At 56.1% G+C, this 20510-nt stretch carries 17 protein-coding genes and 1 pseudogene; 3 read left to right on the top strand and 15 right to left on the bottom strand.

What is annotated here, in order from left to right; all coding sequences use genetic code 11:
• Nucleotides 1-35: 35 nt before the first annotated feature.
• The 3 genes and pseudogenes from ngg to ACSX1C_RS07150 form a co-directional block, all read left to right on the top strand.
• Nucleotides 36-1791: pseudogene (gene ngg, locus ACSX1C_RS07140) on the top strand (N-acetylglutaminylglutamine synthetase); the annotation flags it as partial.
• 107 nt (nt 1792-1898) lie between these two features.
• On the top strand, nt 1899-3089 hold the full coding sequence (locus ACSX1C_RS07145; RefSeq protein WP_439888856.1) for an osmoprotectant NAGGN system M42 family peptidase: 1191 nt from the start codon (nt 1899-1901) through the stop codon (nt 3087-3089).
• Nucleotides 3090-3218: 129 nt separating this feature from the next.
• Nucleotides 3219-3458 (top strand): YheU family protein, encoded by a 240-nt coding sequence (locus tag ACSX1C_RS07150; RefSeq protein WP_318645967.1) that lies wholly within the window; start codon nt 3219-3221, stop codon nt 3456-3458.
• Between the two features lie 25 nt (nt 3459-3483).
• On the opposite strand, the gene ACSX1C_RS07155 is transcribed toward ACSX1C_RS07150, so the two are convergent.
• From ACSX1C_RS07155 to ACSX1C_RS07225, 15 genes are all read right to left on the bottom strand, one after another.
• Nucleotides 3484-3912, bottom strand: a complete 429-nt coding sequence (locus ACSX1C_RS07155; protein ID WP_318645966.1) for a hypothetical protein — start codon at nt 3910-3912, stop codon at nt 3484-3486.
• Nucleotides 3913-3993: 81 nt separating this feature from the next.
• Nucleotides 3994-5172, bottom strand: a complete 1179-nt coding sequence (locus tag ACSX1C_RS07160; protein WP_439888857.1) for an MFS transporter — start codon at nt 5170-5172, stop codon at nt 3994-3996.
• Nucleotides 5173-5257: 85 nt separating this feature from the next.
• Complete coding sequence (locus tag ACSX1C_RS07165; protein WP_439888858.1) at nt 5258-6076, bottom strand: SDR family oxidoreductase; 819 nt, start codon at nt 6074-6076, stop codon at nt 5258-5260.
• A 144-nt stretch (nt 6077-6220) separates the two neighbouring features.
• On the bottom strand, nt 6221-6589 hold the full coding sequence (locus ACSX1C_RS07170) for a DUF2784 domain-containing protein (RefSeq protein WP_439888859.1): 369 nt from the start codon (nt 6587-6589) through the stop codon (nt 6221-6223).
• An 82-nt stretch (nt 6590-6671) separates the two neighbouring features.
• Nucleotides 6672-8681 carry a polysaccharide biosynthesis protein gene (locus tag ACSX1C_RS07175; RefSeq protein WP_439888860.1) on the bottom strand — a complete coding sequence of 670 codons (2010 nt, stop codon included), beginning with the start codon at nt 8679-8681 and terminating at the stop codon, nt 6672-6674.
• A gap of 179 nt (nt 8682-8860) precedes the next feature.
• The gene (locus ACSX1C_RS07180; RefSeq protein ID WP_439888861.1) at nt 8861-9886 is read right to left on the bottom strand and encodes an MraY family glycosyltransferase; all 1026 of its coding nucleotides are present in this window, start codon (nt 9884-9886) and stop codon (nt 8861-8863) included.
• Nucleotides 9883-10854, bottom strand: a complete 972-nt coding sequence (locus ACSX1C_RS07185) for a UDP-glucose 4-epimerase family protein (RefSeq protein ID WP_439888862.1) — start codon at nt 10852-10854, stop codon at nt 9883-9885. Before ACSX1C_RS07185 ends, ACSX1C_RS07180 begins: the two co-directional genes overlap by 4 nt.
• Nucleotides 10851-11981, bottom strand: coding sequence for a glycosyltransferase family 4 protein (locus ACSX1C_RS07190; protein WP_439888863.1), 1131 nt, complete (start codon nt 11979-11981; stop codon nt 10851-10853). The genes ACSX1C_RS07185 and ACSX1C_RS07190 overlap by 4 nt, the downstream gene beginning before the upstream one ends.
• Nucleotides 11982-12005: 24 nt before the next feature.
• Nucleotides 12006-13148, bottom strand: coding sequence for a glycosyltransferase family 4 protein (locus tag ACSX1C_RS07195; protein ID WP_439888864.1), 1143 nt, complete (start codon nt 13146-13148; stop codon nt 12006-12008).
• Nucleotides 13145-15037, bottom strand: coding sequence for an asparagine synthase (glutamine-hydrolyzing) (gene asnB / locus ACSX1C_RS07200; protein WP_439888865.1), 1893 nt, complete (start codon nt 15035-15037; stop codon nt 13145-13147). Before asnB ends, ACSX1C_RS07195 begins: the two co-directional genes overlap by 4 nt.
• 16 nt (nt 15038-15053) lie before the next feature.
• A complete protein-coding gene (locus tag ACSX1C_RS07205; RefSeq protein WP_439888866.1) occupies nt 15054-16031 on the bottom strand; it encodes a hypothetical protein in 978 nt (325 codons plus the stop codon).
• Nucleotides 16024-17307 carry a hypothetical protein gene (locus tag ACSX1C_RS07210; RefSeq protein WP_439888867.1) on the bottom strand — a complete coding sequence of 428 codons (1284 nt, stop codon included), beginning with the start codon at nt 17305-17307 and terminating at the stop codon, nt 16024-16026. Before ACSX1C_RS07210 ends, ACSX1C_RS07205 begins: the two co-directional genes overlap by 8 nt.
• A gap of 27 nt (nt 17308-17334) precedes the next feature.
• Nucleotides 17335-18765 carry a lipopolysaccharide biosynthesis protein gene (locus ACSX1C_RS07215; RefSeq protein WP_439888868.1) on the bottom strand — a complete coding sequence of 477 codons (1431 nt, stop codon included), beginning with the start codon at nt 18763-18765 and terminating at the stop codon, nt 17335-17337.
• On the bottom strand, nt 18762-19892 hold the full coding sequence (gene rffA, locus ACSX1C_RS07220; RefSeq protein WP_439888869.1) for a dTDP-4-amino-4,6-dideoxygalactose transaminase: 1131 nt from the start codon (nt 19890-19892) through the stop codon (nt 18762-18764). Before rffA ends, ACSX1C_RS07215 begins: the two co-directional genes overlap by 4 nt.
• A complete protein-coding gene (locus ACSX1C_RS07225) occupies nt 19879-20451 on the bottom strand; it encodes an acyltransferase (RefSeq protein ID WP_439888870.1) in 573 nt (190 codons plus the stop codon). Before ACSX1C_RS07225 ends, rffA begins: the two co-directional genes overlap by 14 nt.
• Between the last annotated feature and the right edge of the window lie 59 nt (nt 20452-20510).

Consider the following 20510-nt stretch of genomic DNA (forward strand, 5'->3'; position numbering starts at 1 on the left):
TCACGCCCCGGCAACGCTCCGGGCGCTGCGGACAGCTAAGGAAACATCTCCATGCGAGCCACTGCCTACAACCAACGCCTCCTGCGCGGCCAGGCGCCCTCCTATGAGCGCCTGCAGGCGCGCTTCGCCGAAGAGCGCGGGGTGAAACCCTGCGAGTCACGGGCCGTACATTGCGGCTGGGGCCGCCTGCTGATCGGCCACACCTACCCCGACCCGGCCACGCTGGCCGACGAACTGCTCAGCGAGCGCCCCGGCGAGCGCGATATCGCCCTGTACGTCGCCGCCCCCCATCAGGTTCTGGCCCAGGCGCCGCAGCAGCTGTTTCTCGACCCGTCGGACACCCTGCGCCTGTGGTTCAGCGACTACCGTCCGGCGCGCCGCGGCTTTCGCGGCTACCGGGTGCGCCGCGCGCAGAACGCCGAGGACTGGCAGGCGATCAACTGCCTGTACCAGATGCGCGGCATGCTGCCGATCGACCCGGCCAAGCTCACCCCCCGCCACCAGGGCGGGCCGGTGTATTGGCTGGCCGAGGACGAAGAGAGCGGCTCGGTGATCGGCAGCGTCATGGGCCTGAACCATGACAAGGCGTTCAAGGACCCGGAAAACGGTTGCAGCCTCTGGTGCCTGGCGGTCGACCCGCACTGCAGTCGTCCCGGAGTCGGCGAGGTGCTGGTGCGCCACCTGATCGAACACTTCATGAGCCGCGGGCTTAGTTACCTTGACCTGTCCGTCCTGCACGACAACCGCCAGGCCAAGGGACTGTACGCCAAGCTGGGCTTCCGCGAGCTACAGACCTTCAGCGTCAAACGCAAGAACAGCATCAACCAGCCGCTGTTCCTCGGCCCGGGCCCGGAGGCCGAGCTCAACCCCTACGCCAAGATCATCGTCGACGAGGCGCTGCGCCGCGGCATCGAGGTGCAGGTCGACGATGCCGAGGCCGGTCTGTTCACCCTCAGCCACGGCGGTCGACGCATCCGCTGCCGCGAGTCGCTGACCGACCTGACCAGCGCGGTGAGCATGACCCTGTGCCAGGACAAGCGCCTGACCCATCGCGCCCTGGCCCGCGCCGGCCTGCAGCTGCCGGCCCAGCGCCTGGCCGGCAGCGCCGAAGACAACGCGGCGTTCCTCGCCGAGCACGGCAGCCTGGTGGTCAAACCGGTGGATGGCGAGCAGGGTCAGGGCGTGGCAGTCGACCTGCGCAGCCCGGGCGAGGTCCAGGCCGCCATCGAGCGCGCCCGGGTGTTCGACGACCGCGTAGTGCTGGAGAGCTTCCACGAGGGCTGCGACCTGCGCGTCCTGGTGATCGGCTTCGAGGTGGTGGCCGCCGCCATCCGCCGCCCGGCCGAGGTGGTCGGCGACGGCCGCCATAGCATCGGCGACCTGATCGACGCCCAGAGCCGTCGACGCCAGGCCGCCACCGGTGGCGAGAGCCGCATCCCCAAGGACGCGGAAACCCTGCGCACCCTGCACGCCGCCGGGGTCGACTACGACAGCATCCTGCCCGCCGGCAAGCGCCTGGCCGTGCGCAAGACCGCCAACCTGCACACCGGAGGCAGCCTCGAGGACGTCACCGAGATCCTCCATCCGGCCCTGGCCGAAGCGGCGGTCAAAGCGGCCCGGGCCCTGGACATCCCGGTGGTCGGCCTCGACCTGCTGGTACCGGCGGCCGACCGCCCCGAACACGTGTTCATCGAGGCCAACGAGCGCGCCGGCCTGGCCAACCACGAGCCGCAGCCGACCGCCGAGCGCTTCGTCGACCTGCTGTTCCCCCTCAGCCAGGTGACCGGCTAGGTACCGGGCCGTCGAGTGGCTCGCGCAGTCCACTCGCAGCGGCCCGCCACCTCCCCTGTTGACGCCATAAGCGCAGGGCCAGGAGCCCACGAGCAAAGGAGTCCTCTATGCAGCAACTGCCCCAACCCGACCTCGAATACCTGCAGAAAGTCCTGCTGGAGATGCTCGCCATCCCCAGCCCGACCGGCTTCACCGACACCATCGTGCGCTACGTCGCCGAACGCCTGGAAGAGATCGGCATCCCCTTCGAACTGACCCGCCGCGGCACCATCCGCGCCACCCTCAAGGGCAAGCAGAGCAGTCCGGATCGCGCGGTGTCGACCCACCTGGACACCATCGGCGCCATCGTCCGCACCATTCAGGATAATGGCCGCCTGGGCCTGGCACCGGTCGGCACCTGGTCCAGCCGCTTCGCCGAAGGCAGCCGGGTCAGCGTCTTCACCGAAACCAGCGTGATCCGTGGCAGCGTGCTGCCGCTGCTGGCCTCCGGGCATGCCTTCAATACCGAGGTGGATCAGCTGCCGATCAGCTGGGACCATGTCGAGCTGCGCCTGGACGCCTACTGCGCCACCCGCGCCGACTGCGAATCCCTGGGCATCGCGGTGGGCGACTTCGTCGCCTTCGACCCGCTGCCGGAGTTCACCGAGAGCGGCCACATCAGCGCCCGCCACCTGGACGACAAGGCCGGCGTCGCCGCCCTGCTCGCCTCGCTCAAGGCCATAGTCGAAAGCGGCGCGGAGCTGGAGATCGACTGTCATCCGCTGTTCACCGTCACCGAGGAGGTCGGCTCCGGCGCGGCCGCGGCGCTGCACTGGGACGTCAGCGAGTTCGTCGGCGTGGATATCGCCCCGGTGGCCCAGGGCCAGAGCTCCAGCGAGCACACGGTCAGCGTCGCCATGCAGGACTCCGGCGGCCCCCACGACTACCACCTGTCGCGGCAGTTGTTACGCCTGGCCGGCGAACACGACATCCCGGTGCGCCGCGACCTGTTCCGCTACTACCACAGCGACGCGCAGTCGGCGGTGGGGGCCGGCCATGACGTGCGCACCGCCCTGCTGGCCTTCGGCTGCGATGCCACCCATGGCTACGAGCGCACCCATATCGACAGTCTGGTGGCGCTGAGCCGGCTGCTCAGCGCCTACATGCTCAGCCCGCCGGTGTTCGCCAGCGATGCCCAGCCCGCGCAAGGCTCGCTGGACCGCTTCAGCCACCAACTGGAACACGACACGCAGATGGCCAGCGATACCCGGGTGCCCGCCGTCGACAGCCTGCTCGGCCAACGCGGCGAGGAGAGCTGAGGCGGCACTGCCGGCGCCCTGGGCTCACGCACAGTGCTGCACGGGCCGCCGGGCCGACAACTGACCACCGGATTGGCCAGTTGCCGATCCAGCAGGTAGCATCGCCGCAGCGTTCTGGAGAACCGAGCCGTGTTGATCCCCCCTCACCTGCTGCAAGCCGACACCCTGACCCACCTGATCGAGGACTTCGTCACCCGCGAGGGCACCGACAACGGTGACGAGACCCCGCTGGAGACCCGCGTGCAGCGGGTGCGCCGCGCCCTGGACAAAGGCGAGGCGGTGATCGTCTTCGACCCGGAAAGCCAGCAATGCCAACTGGCGTTGAAACGCGAGGTGCCCAAGGAGTGGCTGCAGGCGCTGGTCGAGTGAACCGCGCCAGGCCAGGGCGCAACGCCTAACCGCGCAAGCCGCTCTCGCGCTCCCAGGCGCAGCGCACTCGCAGCTCGCCCTCGTGGGGACTGTGACCGCCGCTCTCCGAGTCCCAGCGAAAGGTATGGGTGCCGTTGAGCTCGGTCTCCAGATGCACCACCGCACTGGCCCAATACAGGCGCTTGAGCAGAGCCTCGAACTGCTCCACCCAGAGACTCCACTCGTACTCCACGGCCCTGTAGCTGGCGCCGAAATGGATCACCTGGGTCTGGTACAGGCCATCGCCCGGCTGCTCGCAGCAGGCGAACATCTCGCGACCGAGGAGCGACCAGGCATCGCCCGCCGGCAGCTCGCGCAGCACCTGTCGATTGAGCTCGCGACGCAGGCGGCTCTGCTCCGCGCTGTCCGCCGGCCAGTCGCGGATGCAGCCATAGACGATGGATTCTGACTCCACACCGGTACTCCAGGAAATCGAGGCTGCCTTCTACCACAGCACCGGCGCTCAAGGAAGGAACTGCGGCGGAAGTCCGCCGATTTAAGGGGCGTCAGTGTCGGCCGGCGCTACGCCCCTGGCCATCCACCAGGCCAGCATCACCATCAACAGCGCCAGACCGGTGAGCACGGCGAAAGCCGGCTGGTAACCGCCGGCCAGGTCGCGCGCCATACCGGTCAGGACCGGCGCCAGCGAGGCCATGCCGTAACCGGCGCAGAGCATCATCGAGGTCCAGCGGCTGACCGCCAACGGCGTGCTCGCCTCGTACAGCGGCAAGACCAGGGACAAGGCGAACGCCCCGCCCAGGCCCAAGCCGATGACCACTGCCCACAGCTCCGGCAATAGCGTCGGCACAAAACTGATCATCGCCAGGCTGACGCAGGCCAGCAGGGCGCAAGCCTGCAGCAGGCCATAACGATTGCCGAAGCGCTGGGCCAGCCAGGGAAACAGAAAGGAGCTGGGCAAGCCCGTCAGCATCGACAGGCTGAACAGGCTATTACTGTGCAGCAGGCTCAGGCCGGCCTCGTGATAGCGCGCCACTACCCAGGTGGCCAGGGCATAGAAGAGCCCCGCCTGGAGCGCGAAGAATGCGCTGATCAGCCAGGCCCGCGGCTGGCCCCAGGGCAGGCCGGCCTGGGCCTCGCCCTGACCGGCCGACTCGGCGCGGTTGGGCACCCACAGCCATACCCCCATGGCCAGCAGCGCCGGCAGCGCCCACAGCGCCAGCCCCTGGGTCCAGCGCTCGCCGAGCCAGTGCATGGCCGGCACCGTCAACACGGCGCCGGCCGCTCCGCCCACCGCCATGCCCAGGGAGTACCAGGCCACCACCCGGCCCATATGCGCGAAGAAATAACGCTTGATAAAACCGGAGAGCAGCGGGCCGGCCACAGCGATGCCGCTACCGAGCAGCGCCGCACTGGCGATCAGCACCCCACCGACATCGCCGAGCAACCGCAGCAGCAAGGCACCCGCGATGGTGGCCATGCACAGGGTGATGGTGCGCTCCAGGCCCAACTGCAGCGCCAGGCGCGGCGCCAGCGGTGCCAGCAGGCCCATGCACAGCACCGGCAAGGCCGTGCTCAGGCTGATCAGGCCGCGGCTCAGGGCGAGGTCCGCGGCGATCCGCTCGATCAGCGGGGCCAGGGAGGTGATACCGGGGCGCAGATTCACCGCCGCCAACAACAGCGCCAACAGCAGGGCGGTTCCAGATAAGGGTTTCACGAATCATCCAAGGCGTGGGGCGAGCGACAGACGAGGTCCGCCACCCTAACCGCGGACCTGCCCCCAGGCAAGCCTGCGGGCGGCATTAGCTGACCGTTCGATCAGCCACCTTGGCACGCATCCGCTCGGCCATGCCGGCCATCTCGTCGTAGAGCATCTGCGGGTTATTCTGCTTCAGCGCCCAGGCCATGCGGCCCTGCTCGTGGGGCAGGATCATGAACTCGCCCTCGGCGACCTGACAGTAGATGTAGTCGGCAATCTCCGCCGCGCTGATCGGCGAGCTCTCCAGCAGCTTGCCGACCTGGGCCTTCATCGCCGGCGTCGGACCGCGGAAGGAGTCCAGCAAATTGGTCCGGAAGAAGGATGGGCAGACCACATGCACACCGATCTCCTGCGTCCGCAGTTCCACCAGCAGGCTTTCCGACAGCGCCACCACGCCGGCCTTGGCGACGTTGTAGTTGCTCATGGCCGGCCCCTGCATCAGGGCCGCCATCGAGGCGATGTTGACGATCTTGCCCTTGCTGCGCTCGAGCAGCGGCAGAAAGGCCTTGCAGCCCTTGACCACGCCCATCAGGTTGATCGAGATCTGCCAGTCCCAGTCCTCCAGCGACAGCTCGCCGAAGAAGCCCCCGGACGCCACCCCGGCGTTGTTGACGACCACATCGATGCCGCCGAACTTCGCCTCGCAGGCCTGGGCCAAGGCGGTCAGCTGGCTGTAGTCGCGCACGTCGCACAAGCGGGTGAAACCGTCGCCCCCGGCCGCCCGCACCAGCTGCAGGGTCTCCGCCAGACCGGCCTCCCTGACGTCGGCCAGGGCCAGCCGCCAGCCCTCACGGGCCCAGCGCAGGGCGATCTCGCGCCCCAAACCCGAACCCGCACCGGTAATCATCATGCGCTTTTGCATACAGAGGCCGCCTTACGCTGTCGTGATAGATGGTCCGCAGTGTAGCGAAGGACAATCCCAGCCCCACTCACCATCAGACTGCTGAATGCGCAAGGCAAAGCAAAAGCGGATAGAACCTGGGCCGGCGGCTGAATATGTCGCAACCTAGCGCTCGGCCTTGCCTCGCCACAGCAGATAGCCATAGATCGCGCCGTTGACCACCAGCACCAGAACACCGAGCAGCAACTGGACGCCTGGCGTGAGTCCGGCCGGGTAGATGAGCGGTAACAGATACTGCTCGACGAAACCGCCGTCGTAGCCCTGCTCGCCGGCGGCGCGGCGCAGGGCATTCTCGAGCGGGGTCAGGGGACATTGCAGCGAATACAGCTCTACCACCGCCCCCCATAGCGCAGCCGGCAGGTGCAGCCAGGCCAAAACACGCCAGCGCAGCACCAGCAAGCCACCGAGCAGCACGAACAGGATAAACAGCAGGTGCACCACCAGCACGGCATCCGCCGCCAGACGACTGGTCATGCCGGCAGACCGGCGACGCACCAAGGACCAGCCCGCTCGACGCCGAACATCACATCCCCTCGCACGGAGTAAAGCCCACAGCCTAATGCGGCTTGCTGCGGCGCTTCAGGTGGATCCAGTCGACGATCTCACCCTCTGGTGCGTAGCCGCTTACCGTCTCACGCAGCAGCTGACGCACTCGGTCATAGTCGTCACGTTCGACCGCGCCCTGCAGCTCGGCCAGCACCTTCTTGAAGGATTCCCAAGGCTGGTGCTCCTCGTTGGCGCGCATGATCATCGGGTGCTCGGTCGGGCTGACGTTGTCACCTATCAGCAACTCCTCGTAGAGCTTTTCGCCGGGACGCAGGCCGGTGAACTCGATGGCGATGTCGCCGTGGGGGTTCTTCTCCGAGCGCACGCTAAGGCCGCTCAAGTGAATCATCTTCTCGGCCAGCTGGACGATCTTCACCGGGCTGCCCATGTCCAGCACGAACACGTCGCCGCCCTGGCCCATGGCGCCGGCCTGGATCACCAGCTGGGCGGCTTCGGGAATGGTCATGAAGTAGCGGGTGATATTCGGATGGGTCACGGTCACCGGCCCGCCCTGGCGGATCTGTTCATGGAAGCGCGGGATCACCGAGCCGGAGGAACCCAGCACATTGCCGAAACGCACCATGGTGAAGCGGGTCTTGTTGACCCGATGCACGGCCTCGGCATCGCCGAACAACACCGGTGCCGACTCGGCGCTGAGCGCCTGCAGCACCATTTCGGCCAGGCGCTTGGTGCTGCCCATGACATTGGTCGGCCGCACCGCCTTGTCCGTGGAAATCAACACGAAGTGCTCGACCCCGGCCTTCACCGCCGCCTGCGCCGTATGCAACGAGCCGAGCACGTTGTTCAGCACGCCCTCGGCGATGTTGTGCTCGACCATGGGCACATGCTTGTAGGCGGCGGCATGGTAAACCGTGTTCACCCCCCAGGTGCGCATGACATCCACCAGCCTGATCGGGTTGCGGATGGAGCCGAGGATGGGCACCAGGCGCACGGGCAGCGACTCGCGCTGCAGCCGCTGCTCCAGCTCGCTGTGGATGCTGTAGAGATTGAATTCGCTGTGCTCGAACAGGATCAGGGTGATGGGCCCGCTCGCCACAATCTGCCGACACAGCTCCGATCCGATCGAACCGCCGGCCCCTGTGACCATCACCACCTGGCCGCGAATGCAACGCTCGAACAGCGCCTGCTGCGGCGGCACGGCATCGCGCCCGAGCAGGTCGGCGATATCCACCTCCTGGATATCCTCGACCTTGACCCGGCCACTGGCCAGGTCCATGAAGCCGGGCACGCTGCGCACGTGCAGGGGAAAGTCCTCGAGCAGCTCGAGTATCTCGCGGCGGCGAGCGCGGGAAGCCGAAGGAATCGCCAGGAGGATCTCGTCCGCACCTGTTTCGTTGATCATCTGCTGGATATGCTTGGGGGTATAAACCCGCAAGCCGGCGATCACCCGGTTGGCGATGTTGGAGTCGTCGTCGATGAAGGCCACCGGACGCATGGCACGCCCCATCCTCAACGCCGCCACCAACTGGTTGCCGGCCGCCCCCGCACCGTATACCGCGACCTTCGGCAATCCAGTATCGCGCCCCTTGAGCCTGCTGGGTTGCTCCGGCGAAAACCAGTCGCCCATGAAGTACTGCCGCATCACCAGGCGCAAGCCGCCGATCAGCACCAGGCTCAGCCACCAGTAATTGAACACCATGGAGCGCGGAATGAGTTTGGGCGCCCCCTGATGCCAGTACACCGCCAACGCCAGGAGCAACGCCGACAGTGTGACCGCCTTGGCGATGGCCAGCAGCGCATCGTTGCCGAAGTAGCGCATCACCGCCCGATACATGCCGAAGCGCACAAACAAGGGAACGGCGATCAGCGGCGCCACTGCAAACAACCAGGCATGTCCGGCAAAGGGCTCGATATTCTTCGAGTCCCCCAGGCGCACGACAAAAGCCAGCCACAATGCGGCCCAGATCAGCAGCACATCGACTGTGACCTGAATCAGTCGCTTATGGCGCCGCGGCAGGCAGACCAGACGACTGCGTAGTTTCTCGGCAAGTCTTAACACAATAATTCCTCACACTGCTTCTGCCATTGCTGCATCACTTGCAGTACAGCAGCGAATGATCTGTTGGGGCAGGCTTGTTCGCGACACCACTGCCCAACCTGAGCTCGCAAATTATCCCAAGCGTAAAGACAGGCACTCCCGGGGTTAACCGCCAACACACCAATCTTTTGCCGACGCCCTTACTCCAGCGCCCCCGCATTGAACTTCACTGCCAGCCACAGCAGAGGTGCATAGGCAATCAGCACGCCCGTCAAACCGTCCAGCCCATCCACTCCGACCCAAAGTGCGATGGGTAGCAACCAGAACAAATTGAGCCCTCCCACGATGAGAGTCACCGGCAAATGCCTACCCAAACGTCTGGATGCATATTGATAGGCATGACTGCGGTGGGCTTCATAAACCTTGTCGCCCCTCAGCAGGCGCCGCAGTAAGGTGAAGGTGGCATCGACGATGAACACCCCGAGCAGAATCAGCCAGCTCCACAGCAACTGCGGCTCCACCCAGGCCGCCTGCAGCGACAGTAGGCCCAGGGTGATGCCGAGAAAGCCACTACCGGCATCGCCCATGAAGATCCGCGCCGGCGGGAAGTTCCAGAACAGAAAGCCGGCCACCGCAGCCGCCAACAGTAAAGGCACAACGAACTCCGTAGCTTGGGTTGAGCCCACGATACCCGACACGGCATACAACAAGGCGCCGCCCAAACAAACACAAATGGCCTCGACACTGGCAATGCCATCGATGCCATCCATGAAGTTGTAGAGATTCAACAGCCACACCAGGTACACCGCTGCCAGCATATGTCCCAGCCATCCAAGATCGAAGCTCATGCCGAAAATAGTCAACGGCGGCAGTCCACCCAGCCAGAACAATGCCCAAATGGCCGCGGCAAAGTGCCCCAATAACCGCCAACGCGCCGGAATATGGCCGTGGTCATCGAGAAAACCGATCACGGCCACCCCGCCCCCCGCCCCCAACAGCCCCCACATCACGGCCCAAGGCAACAAATTGGCCCAGGCCAAAACCGGTAACGCCGCCAGGAAGGCCAACACGATGGCCACTCCCCCGCCGCGCGGTGTCGGCACCGAATGCGAACTGCGCGCGTTGGGGATGTCCATCAGGCTGCGGGCCAAGGCGTAACGACGCAACGTGCCAGTCATAACAAGCGAAACGCCGGCCACCGCCGGCAGCAACCACCAGATAGTCATTTGCTTTGCTGTTCCAGAAAATGCTTAGCCGTCTTACGCAGCGCCTCATCGACGCTGACCGGCGGTGTCCAGTTCAATAACTCACGGGTCTTGGCGATATCGACCTGCAGCGAGCCGCACAACCGCTGGGAAAGCGCCTGCTTGCCGAGCAGCGCCGCTCCCCTCTCCAGCAACCAACTCGGCACCGGCAACAAGCGCGCCGGCTTGCCCAAGGCAGTGGCCATCCTGCGCAACAACTCGGTAGTCGAAAGATCCTCACCATCGCTGACCAAGAAGGTCTGATTCGTCGCGGCAGGATGATCGATACAGGTCACGATCAGGTCGACCAGATTGTCCAGGGCCACCAGGCTGCGCCGGTTGTGGATGGCCCCGAATGGCAAGGGTACGCCCTTGTGCAGCCAGCGCATCATATTGAGGAAGTTGGCCTTCACCCCCGGCCCATAGACTAGGGTCGGGCGGATAATCACCACCTCTATCCCGGTCTCGGCCGCAAGAGCACGCAACCCCTGCTCGGCTTCCATCTTGGAAATGCCGTACGGATCAGCAGGTGCGGCCTGAGCATCGGCAAGGTAAGGCACACCTAGAGGCGTGCCCTCGCCATTGACCTTGATCGAGCTGATAAAGATGAAACGGCGCACACCCGCCGCCGCCGCCTGACGAGCGAAGTTCAAGGTACCCTCGACATTGACCTTGCGGAACTCGGCGAGCGGGTCGGACGCCTGCTCATGCATGACGTGAACGCGAGCAGCACAGTGAATCAATACATCAACACTCTCCAGGGGCACCCCTTCGAGGGACTCCTCAAGTGTTGCAATATGTACCGATACTCCTTGCGTGGACAACCTTGTGTACTTATTCCGCACCAATGCAAGCACCTGAGCCTTAGGATTTCGTTGTAATCGCTCAAGCACTGCGCTCCCTACAAACCCGGAAGCGCCTGTTACGAAAATCTTTCCCTGATGACTCAAGTGGTGGTCCCCATTTTTTTGTAGATATCCAAGTGCTGTTGCACGATCTTCCCTATAGAAAATTCACGCTCAGCCAACTTCCGCCCGGCTGTACCCATCCGCTGGCGCAACTCTGGGTTATCTATCAAACTCTCTATTGCATCGGCTAATGCCTCTGAATTACGCACCGGCACCAATAAACCCGTCACGCTCGGCTCAATAGCGTCCCGACAACCGGGTACATCAGTAGTGACGACAGCACGACCACAAGCAGCTGCTTCTACTAATACCTTGGGCAAGCCTTCACGATACGAAGGCAATACCACGACATGCGCAGCGGCAAACAATTGAGCAATGTCCGTTCTGTACCCAAGTAGCTCGATCAAGCCTTCACGACGCCAGCCTTCGAGCTCATCAGCCGTAACAGAAGCCGGGTTACCGGGATCCACATCACCGATCAATTGAAAGCATGCCGTTACTCCACGCTGACGCAGAAGTCGAGCAGCCTCAACGAACTCCATAACCCCCTTGTCACGCAACAACCGAGCCGCAAGGCAGATGATCGGCATACCTCCAGACTCAGGCAATGATGGATAAAGGGAAAGATCCACGCCAGAGCCACGAATCATCTCAGCCTTTGTCGCTTTCAACCCGCCAATGCGCAGGAGCATATCGCGGTCATCTGGGTTCTGGAAAATAACGCGCAAGTTCTTTTTGCCCAAAGCCAAGCGATAAAAGACCTTGACAATATTACGCAGCAAGGAAGCCATTGCTCCCTTGGATAAAAAAACAAAGCCGAGACCAGAAATAGCAGCCACAACCCCCTTAACCGGGGCCAACCGTGCTGCGATCCCACCATACAAGACCGGTTTAACTGTAACTAGATGCAGCACCTCCGGCCTTAAACGCCATAGTAGACACCATATGGAAAATAACGTGCAAAACTCAGCCAGAATACTCTTACCACTGCGTGATAGAGGTAGCGCATGATGTGTGAACCCCATATCGCATATCCCACGCACCGCTTGTCCAGGCATACTGGCAATATGTACCTGATAGCCCGCTTGTCGTGCGCCCTCCGCCACGGCCAAACGATGTGAAAGAAAGAATGCAGGGTCGTTCACAATGATGAGTAAAATAGATTTCATGCTAAGAACCTGTCATGTCGCACATCAGCACATATTCCTAGGAGAAGACAAAGCATCATACACTTGCATAAAGCGCTCGCTTGCTCGCTTCATCGTAAAGCAGGCATAAATTCGATCTTTCGCTCTTTGCCCAAGCTCCAAACGCTCTTCAACACTTAGTGCTATTAACCGCTCAAGCCCATCCGCTAATGCTTGTGCATTTTGCCTTGGCACGACAATACCGGCATCACCAATCAGATAAGCAGCATCCCCAACATCTGTTGCCACGCAAGGCAATCCCATCGTCATGGCTTCGCCCAGCACATTAGGGAATCCCTCAGTGCGCGAATGCAGACAAAATATATCCATGACCTTCAGACATACCGGGACATCCTGGCGCTCGCCCAAAAGTATGAAGCGGTCGGCATAGCCAGTAGCATCAATATACTCCTTCAATGCTATGTTATTTTTGTCAAGATCTCGGCCAACCAGCAAAAAGCGCAAACTGGGGTACTTCGGGGCGAGCATGCCAGCGGCTGTAATGAAATTTGCATGGTCCTTAACAGGGTTGAACCTACCCAGGCTGCCTACAACTAGCTCCCCGGCAGTTATCTCAAGCAAAGCGCGATGCTGATTACGTTGTTCCGCGGTAGCAGTCAGTCTCACTACATCAAAGCCATTAGGAATAACGATCATCCGTTTATCATCATAACCAATGCCCAAATGGACACGCCGCGAAGCCTCCGCAGCACAAACAATCACTTTCGGTATATAGCGTGAAAGAAATGCACAGGCCCTACGAACAAGCACAGTCGCTCTATTACCGCTTTTAGCCAACTCAGTGGTACGAACACCCCATATGATATTCTCGATGCCCGCAAGTCGTGCCGCAACGCCACCCAGCAAATCCGAGTGGTACATCCAGGTTTGCACGACATCGGGTTTACTCTTTAAAAAAATACGATAAAGAGAGTACAACGCCTTCGGCATGCCAAAAAAACTGCGCATATTCAACGCGGTAACTTGAATACCCTGTGCGACCAACTGCGGGCCTATCTTCCCAAAATCTGTCAACGAGATTACAGAGTGCTGGATTCCGGTGTCTGAGGCATGCGATTCAATCAGTCGCTTGAGCATAAACTCTGCCCCACCAAAATTAAGATCAACAATCACATGGTGGACAATCAAAGCTTTTGCTCCTCCAACCACGCCTGAAACATCAGAATGCTCCAGAGTTTCGTGGAATGGTCTGCCTTGCTATGTAAATGCTCCAGCCACACCCGCCGCACCGGCGCAGCATTGAAGTATCCCTCGCGCTGTAGCCTGCTTTCATCCAGCAGGGCTTCGGCCCAGCCACGTAACGAGCCACGTAACCAGATCGCCAGCGGGATGGAGAAGCCCTTCTTAGGGCGATCGATCAACTCTCTAGGTACATGACGGTAAAGCATCTCGCGCAATACCCATTTGCCCTTACCTTCACGGATTTTCAAACTCACAGGAATACGCCAGGCCAGTTCGACCACGCGATGATCGAGCATCGGCACACGAGTTTCCAGGCTGTTGGCCATGGCCGCTCGATCTACCTTTACCAGAATGTCGTCGGTCATGTAGGTCTGAGCATCCATAGCCATCATCCAGTTGGCAAAGTTTTCCGTTACAGGCCAGGCTTGCGGTGAGCTGAGTTGCGTTAGAGGCTCATGCGCAGCAATCACCAGCGCTTCCGGTTGTTTCCAGTGGCTCATTAGCAGGTGATAGAAGTCTTCACGACTGGCCGCCGGCAATACCTCCATCAGCTTGCGTACTTTGCCTGGCATTGGCAGCCCAGAAAGCGTGCTGGCGGCGAGTTTGCGCACTGATACAGGTAGTTTGCTGAGATGCTTCCAAATGCGCGGGGCAAACTGGTAGGGGTTGTAACCGCCAAACAACTCATCGCCCGCATCACCACTGAGCGCGACCGTGACATGTTGACGCGCCATCTGGCTGACCAAAAAAGTGGGAATTTGAGAGCTGTCAGCGAAAGGCTCGCAGTACATCTGTGACAAACGCGGGACAACAGCCAAAGCATCCGCCGAACTGACGTACAGCTCCGTGTGGTCAGTGCCAAGATGACGGGCCACGGCCAGAGCATGTTCTGCTTCGTTGTAGCCGGTTTCATTAAAACCAATAGCGAAGGTGCGCACTGGCTGGCTGCTTTGCCGCTGCATCAAGGCCACAACGGAGCTGCTATCGACCCCCCCACTGAGAAAAGCTCCCAATGGCACATCGGCCAGCATCTGCCCGGCAATACTTTGGCTCAGCTGTTGTTCCAGCAGATCGACGGCTTCGGCATCACTGCCCGTAAATAAGTTAACTTGCCCCTGCTCAACCGCTTGGTTCATCTGCCAATAAGGTATCGACTGCACGGAAACGGCCGCGTCTACGTTTAGTGGAATGCTAACGTAATGACCGGGGCGCAGTTTCTCGATACCCTTATAGATACTCGAAGGAGCCGGGATATAGTTGTACCGCAACAAAAGCGCCAAAGCATCGCGATCGATTTCTGCCTTGCACGCTGGATGAGCCTTGAGAGCCTTCAACTCCGAGCCAAAAAGCAGTACACCATCTTGCCACCCCCAATACAGGGGCTTCTCTCCCAAGCGATCACGGGCCAGGGTTAGAACCCGCTCTTGGCGATCCCACAGCGCGATGGCAAACATTCCCACAGTAGCCTGCAGGGTTTTTTCGATACCCCACGCAACAAAACAGGCCAATAAGGTTTCAGTGTCGGCATGGCCACGCCAGGCAGGTGCTACACCCGCACTTTCCAGACGAGCACGCAAGTCGCGGTGATTGTAGATCTCGCCGTTGAATGCAATGACATAGCGACCACAGGCGGAATGCATAGGTTGGTGACCTGCCGGAGACAGATCGACGACCGATAAACGCCGGTGCGAAAGCCCCACCCCCGCTCTCTCATCGAGCCAGTGCCCCCTATCATCGGGGCCACGATGAATAATAGACTGGCTCATCACCTTAAGATCGTGAGTGGCGACCTGCGATGAATGACCAGGCGAGATAAAACCAGAAAAGCCGCACATAAGACTCTCTTAATAATTACAAGTAATTTTCCACACCCCAACCAAACCCAGGCAAGCCGGCACGTTGATACCACTGCACACAAAAATAGAAGAACACAGCAGAAAAAAAACAGACCTTCCTGTAAGAGTCAAGCGACAAGCCCGCAAGAAGTACCAGAATCATTCCACTCTCAAAAATACGCGCAGTCACCGGCAGAAAAAAATAGGTTATCAAGTAGAATAACAATATTGAGAATGCAAACGCATTAGCCCTTAAAAACTGCCTTCCCTGAGAAAAAAATAATACAGCAACAGCTAACCAAAATATAAAGCCAAGACCGCTAACGCTAAAATATTGCGCCCCCTCTCCTTGACGAGCACCTAGTACTCTAGCGAGCCACATCCCCGCCCCTCCAATCGTAACACTAAGCAATGATATCAATAAAACACGCAGCCCAGTTGAGTACCGAAAGATAGTAAATAGCTGATTCAGAAAAAACAATAAAACCAAAAACAAAAACGAGGCATGAATCAAGCTAGAAAGCCCCATAAAAGTCCAGCGCAAACCTGAACGAGAAGAAAACCATCCCATTAAAAAAAATGTAATAGCCAACCCTTGACGTAAATGAATTATATTATTTTTCAAGATTTGTGGAAGAAGCAAAAACACCAACAAAACAAAAAAATATTCCACCTTAAAGCGCAAAATGTAAATACACGTAAAGAAAGAAGAAAAGAAAATAATAACCCGCAAAACAACATCAGGAAAAAAGAAAAAAGATAGAAATATGTTTATAAAAAGCCAAACCGGCTCATTAAAAATGACAGAAAGCGCACCTTCACCCACATACCTTTCTAAAATATCCGAGGAGTACTCCGCATAAACCAAATAATTATCCCGATCAACAAATGCATCAACCTGAAGCCCTGAAAGAACAGCAGCATAAACAATGGAAAAAGCAAAACTAAAAGCCCAATAACAATCAGCCGAATATTGCTTCCTAAACTCAACCATACACAACTTCCGACAAAGCCTTCCCTCGCACACGCAGCAATAAAGAAAAAATAAAAAAACTTATCGAATACTTCAGTCTGAAATAAAACGAAGAAAACTCAGCCAAAGAATCACCATCAAAAGGCACGCCTTTTACACCATTAAAGTTCTGAACACATGTTTCTATTGAAAAAATATCTGCCTTACTAATATGGTCGTAAGAAATTTTAGTCCTTGAACAACAATCCATATTTATAAACTCAAAAATCTTGTCAACGGCCAAATTTTTTGTATAAAGATTGTCTTCATTATAGGTAAATCCGGGAATTTCAGACAGAAAACCATAAGTCACAGGAGCATCAACAGACTCAATGCCAATCAATGAAGGAACACCCTGCCCAGCAGCTTCAACAATTGCTGTTCCAGAACCTATAAAAATATCAAATTCACTAATGGCTCCCGTGAATTTTGAGTATTCAAGCAGCCCTCGCAACTCAATTCGATCTAACAGACCATAAGCTTCAATTTTCTTGATCATGTCAGCCCTCAAGGGGCCGTCTCCGTAAATCACATAACGAACGGAAATCCCACGTTTTATCAGATCATGCACAACATCAATCATCCACAGATTGTAAGTCTTAAAATCGACCAAGCGCCCTATAGATCCAATGACGAGATCTTTACTCTTACTTTTTTTCCTTTTCCCTATATCAACACGAGCATTGGAACTAGTAACCCCTAAAGGAAAAACATTTACGCCAACCATGTCATGACCAAAAGCCTCTTCGTAACAACTAACGAGTCGCTCGTTGAAAAAGATCAAGTTTTCTCTGCTCAAAAACTTAGAAAAGAGGTGTCTATTAGTTCTTTCATAAAAAGGCAAATCCCCCCCCGCTCCCCAAATGAACTCCCTCGAATGGTAAACGCCAATCGTAAGTGGAATACTTAGCTCAAAAAGCGAGGAAACTCTAAGATAAAAAAATCCTAGGGCACCACTAGAAACATGAACTTGCCTAACATCATCAAAAACATGGCGAAGCTCCTTCCTAAGTGGAATTACAAGTAATAAATGGTACGGAATAAATGCAGAAACCAGTTTCGGCAAGAAAACAAAATCCTCCAGATAATAAACCTCAGCATATTTCCCCATTTCATCAAGTAGTTCAGGGTTACTCCGTTCTTTATTCTTTAGAAGGAGAATTTTCGTTTTCATCCCCATCGCTGCTCGTGCTTTCGCCATACGCACAAAGAACGTCTCGATACCACCAAGAGCTAATGAACCATAAATAAAAAGCATTTTTCACCTACGCGAAATCTCTTTTATCTAATTATGTCTAATAGAATCAGACAAGAATTTTGAAAGAAAATACTCTTTAGCCACTAAAATTGTGGACCGAAATGAAAACAGAGAACACAGGAATATAATTCCCCACAATAAAAATGATGCCAACCCTAAGCTCTCATACAAGATTGACTGACCACTTGAGACCACCGAGCAAAGAAACGCAAAGAAATATAATTTCCCCCGAGGAAATGGACGCCAGAGTACAGCAGAGAACTCTGTCCTTAATAAAAAGAATACAAAGAATGCCAAATTAGTCGCTGCGGCAGCTCCAGGCGCACCATAATTCGGAACTAAAATATAGTTAAGCATCAAGTTAACGAGCAAGGCTAACAATGGCGCCAGCATGGCGAAAATTGTTTTGCGCGTTAGATGCAGCCCCACAACAGTGGTCTCGGAAAGCATATATAGCAGCGGCGCTCCCATGCAAGCCGTAATGATATAGGAAACGATTGAATATTTTTCCGGCAACAGATAGCTGACTAACCAAGAAAAAGTACCAACTAAAGAATAAATAAAAACCACAGCAGCCAAAACATGTTCAGTTACTTGGTTTAACCTTTCAACATCCAAACCCTCAGCATTCCACCTATAGATGAAGGGTGTCCATACTGTAGTAAAAATACTTTGAAAAAGCACTGCAATACCAGCAAAACTGACTGCAACAGAAAAGATACCAAGCTGTTCAAAATCAGACCACCAACGAATGGACACTCGATCAACAGCCTGGAGTCCCCAGTATGCCCCCCCCCCAAAAACAAGAGGCAGGGAGAAACGAATATATCCGAATAATTGTTGATACGAAAAATTGGCATATAAAGCAGCCAACCATTCTTTGCGGGCAAGCCAAATAGCTGCAAGCATGGCAACCACAACACTTAGAGAGTGCAACCCAATGAGCGTGTGGAAGTTTTTCGAGAATCCAAGAAAATAAACCATCAGAACTGAAAAAAGAAACAGGCCTTTTGCAGAAAGATTTATCAGCGAATAAGCCAAAGCGCGCTCATTCATTCTGAGTATTAGAGACGAGTAAGCAGCAATAAAATTCGCCAAGACGCAAACATAAACCAAGACCAAAAATGTGAAATCATGCACCCCAAACAATAACCCGCTGACATCAACCCCAACCAAGAGAAGCATCGAAACTACGATTAACGCAAACAGAAAACCCGGTATAAAAGTTATTTTCAATAATGCCGCACGGTCAGAATGTTCATAAAATTCCCTCGCATAGGCCTGCTCTAAAGCCATTCCACCAAAGACAAAGGAAAACGATACCGCAACTTGAAGCAATGTAATTCGGCCAATATCCTCTGGCGAGAACATCCATGCCAAAACAGGCAAGGTTAAAAACGCAATACCTGCGGCACAAACCGGTCCAATTGTAAATTGCAGTATCTTTTTCAAATTCACTGGAAAAACTCATTAATAGCATCTACTACCCTTTGCTTTACCGCCTCCTCTATGCCATACCATAATGGCAAACGAATTAGGCGCTCACTCTCCATAGTTGTATAGTTATCAATACCATGAAAACGACTGAATTGTGGCCCAGCAGTAGCCGTGTGTAGCGGAACGTAATGAAATACTGCAAATATATTATTTTCCTTAAGATGCCTAAGAAGCGATGTTCTTTTCTCAAGATTCCGGACCTTGAGGTAGAACATGTGGGCGTTGTGTACACAATCTTTAGGTATGAAAGGGAGTTCAACTTCCCCGTGTTTGATTAGCGGTTTGAGTGCGCTGTAATAGTAATTCCAGCTTTGTAATCGATCCTGATTGATCTCTTGAGCAATCTCTAATTGTCCCCAGAGATAAGCAGCCTGTATATCGCTAGGCAAATAGCTACTACCCACATCAACCCAACTATATTTATCGACCATACCCCGGAAGAACTGGCTACGGTTGGTGCCTTTTTCTCGGATGATCTCAGCACGAGCGACAAACTGTTCATCATTGATGATTAGCAACCCACCTTCACCACCGCTGGTGTAGTTCTTGGTTTCATGAAAACTATAAGCGGCCAAATGCCCAATGCTGCCGAGGGGGCGGCCTTTATAAGTTGACATCATACCTTGCGCGGCATCCTCAATCACAAAGAGTTGATGGCGGGCAGCGATATCCATGATGCTGTCCATCTCACAAGCAACGCCTGCATAGTGAACCGGTATGATCGCTTTAGTTCTGGACGTAATGGCCGCCTCAATCAAACTTTCATCTATATTCAATGTATCCGGACGGATGTCAACGAAAACTATTTTTGCGCCTCGTAATACAAAAGCGTTTGCGGTACTTACGAAGGTGTAACTGGGCATGATAACTTCATCACCCGGTTGCACATCGATCAATATCGCAGCCATTTCCAAGGCATGGGTACAAGAAGGTGTCAGAAGTACCTTCTTACATGAAAGCATATGTTCAAACCATCTATGACAACGCTTGCTGAACTCACCGTCACCAGAAATTTTTGCACTACGCATAGCTGCTAATACGTATTTATCTTCGTTGCCAGTATACGGAGGCTTATTAAAAGGTATCATCTGACATCTCTTTAAGAAATTTTTTCTCAAGCTCTAGCAAATCTTTTTTCCGTTCTTTTATTCTTCGTGCCGGACTGCCAACATAGATACCCCATGACTGAGTACTCTTATTAACCAAAGCCATCGCACCAATCGAACAACCTTCAGCCACATCTACGCCAGGGAAAACCGTAGCACCAGCACCGACAATAACATGACGACCAAAATAAACAGATCTAAATAATTCATTTTTATACTTTGATGGGATCAATGAATTGGTTAATGTTTCGCCTGTATAGTCATCACTTTGTGAGAAAACCTTTACCCCGTATGCAAGAGTACAAAAGTCAGAAAAATAAATTCCAGGACTACCCCCAGCGACAAGGCACATTGGAGTAATATGACAATATGAGCCAATCGACACCTTTCCGGATATAACACAAAAGTCGTCTATTCTCGAATTATCACCAATCTCTATCTGATCAGCATCATATATACTAGCTTTATCACTGATCCTTACATTTCTTCCAAGGCTCTTAAACCCCATTTTCAGGAGTTGTTCTTCGTTTAAATAGGCCAAAGCTCGTACCTTTAGATAAGTTTATTAATTTCTCATCTTAAAAATTTACCAGAATACAG

It is taken from the genome of Pseudomonas sp. MBLB4123, assembly GCF_051904775.1.
Classification (GTDB): Bacteria; Pseudomonadota; Gammaproteobacteria; order Pseudomonadales; family Pseudomonadaceae; genus Aquipseudomonas; species Aquipseudomonas benzenivorans_B.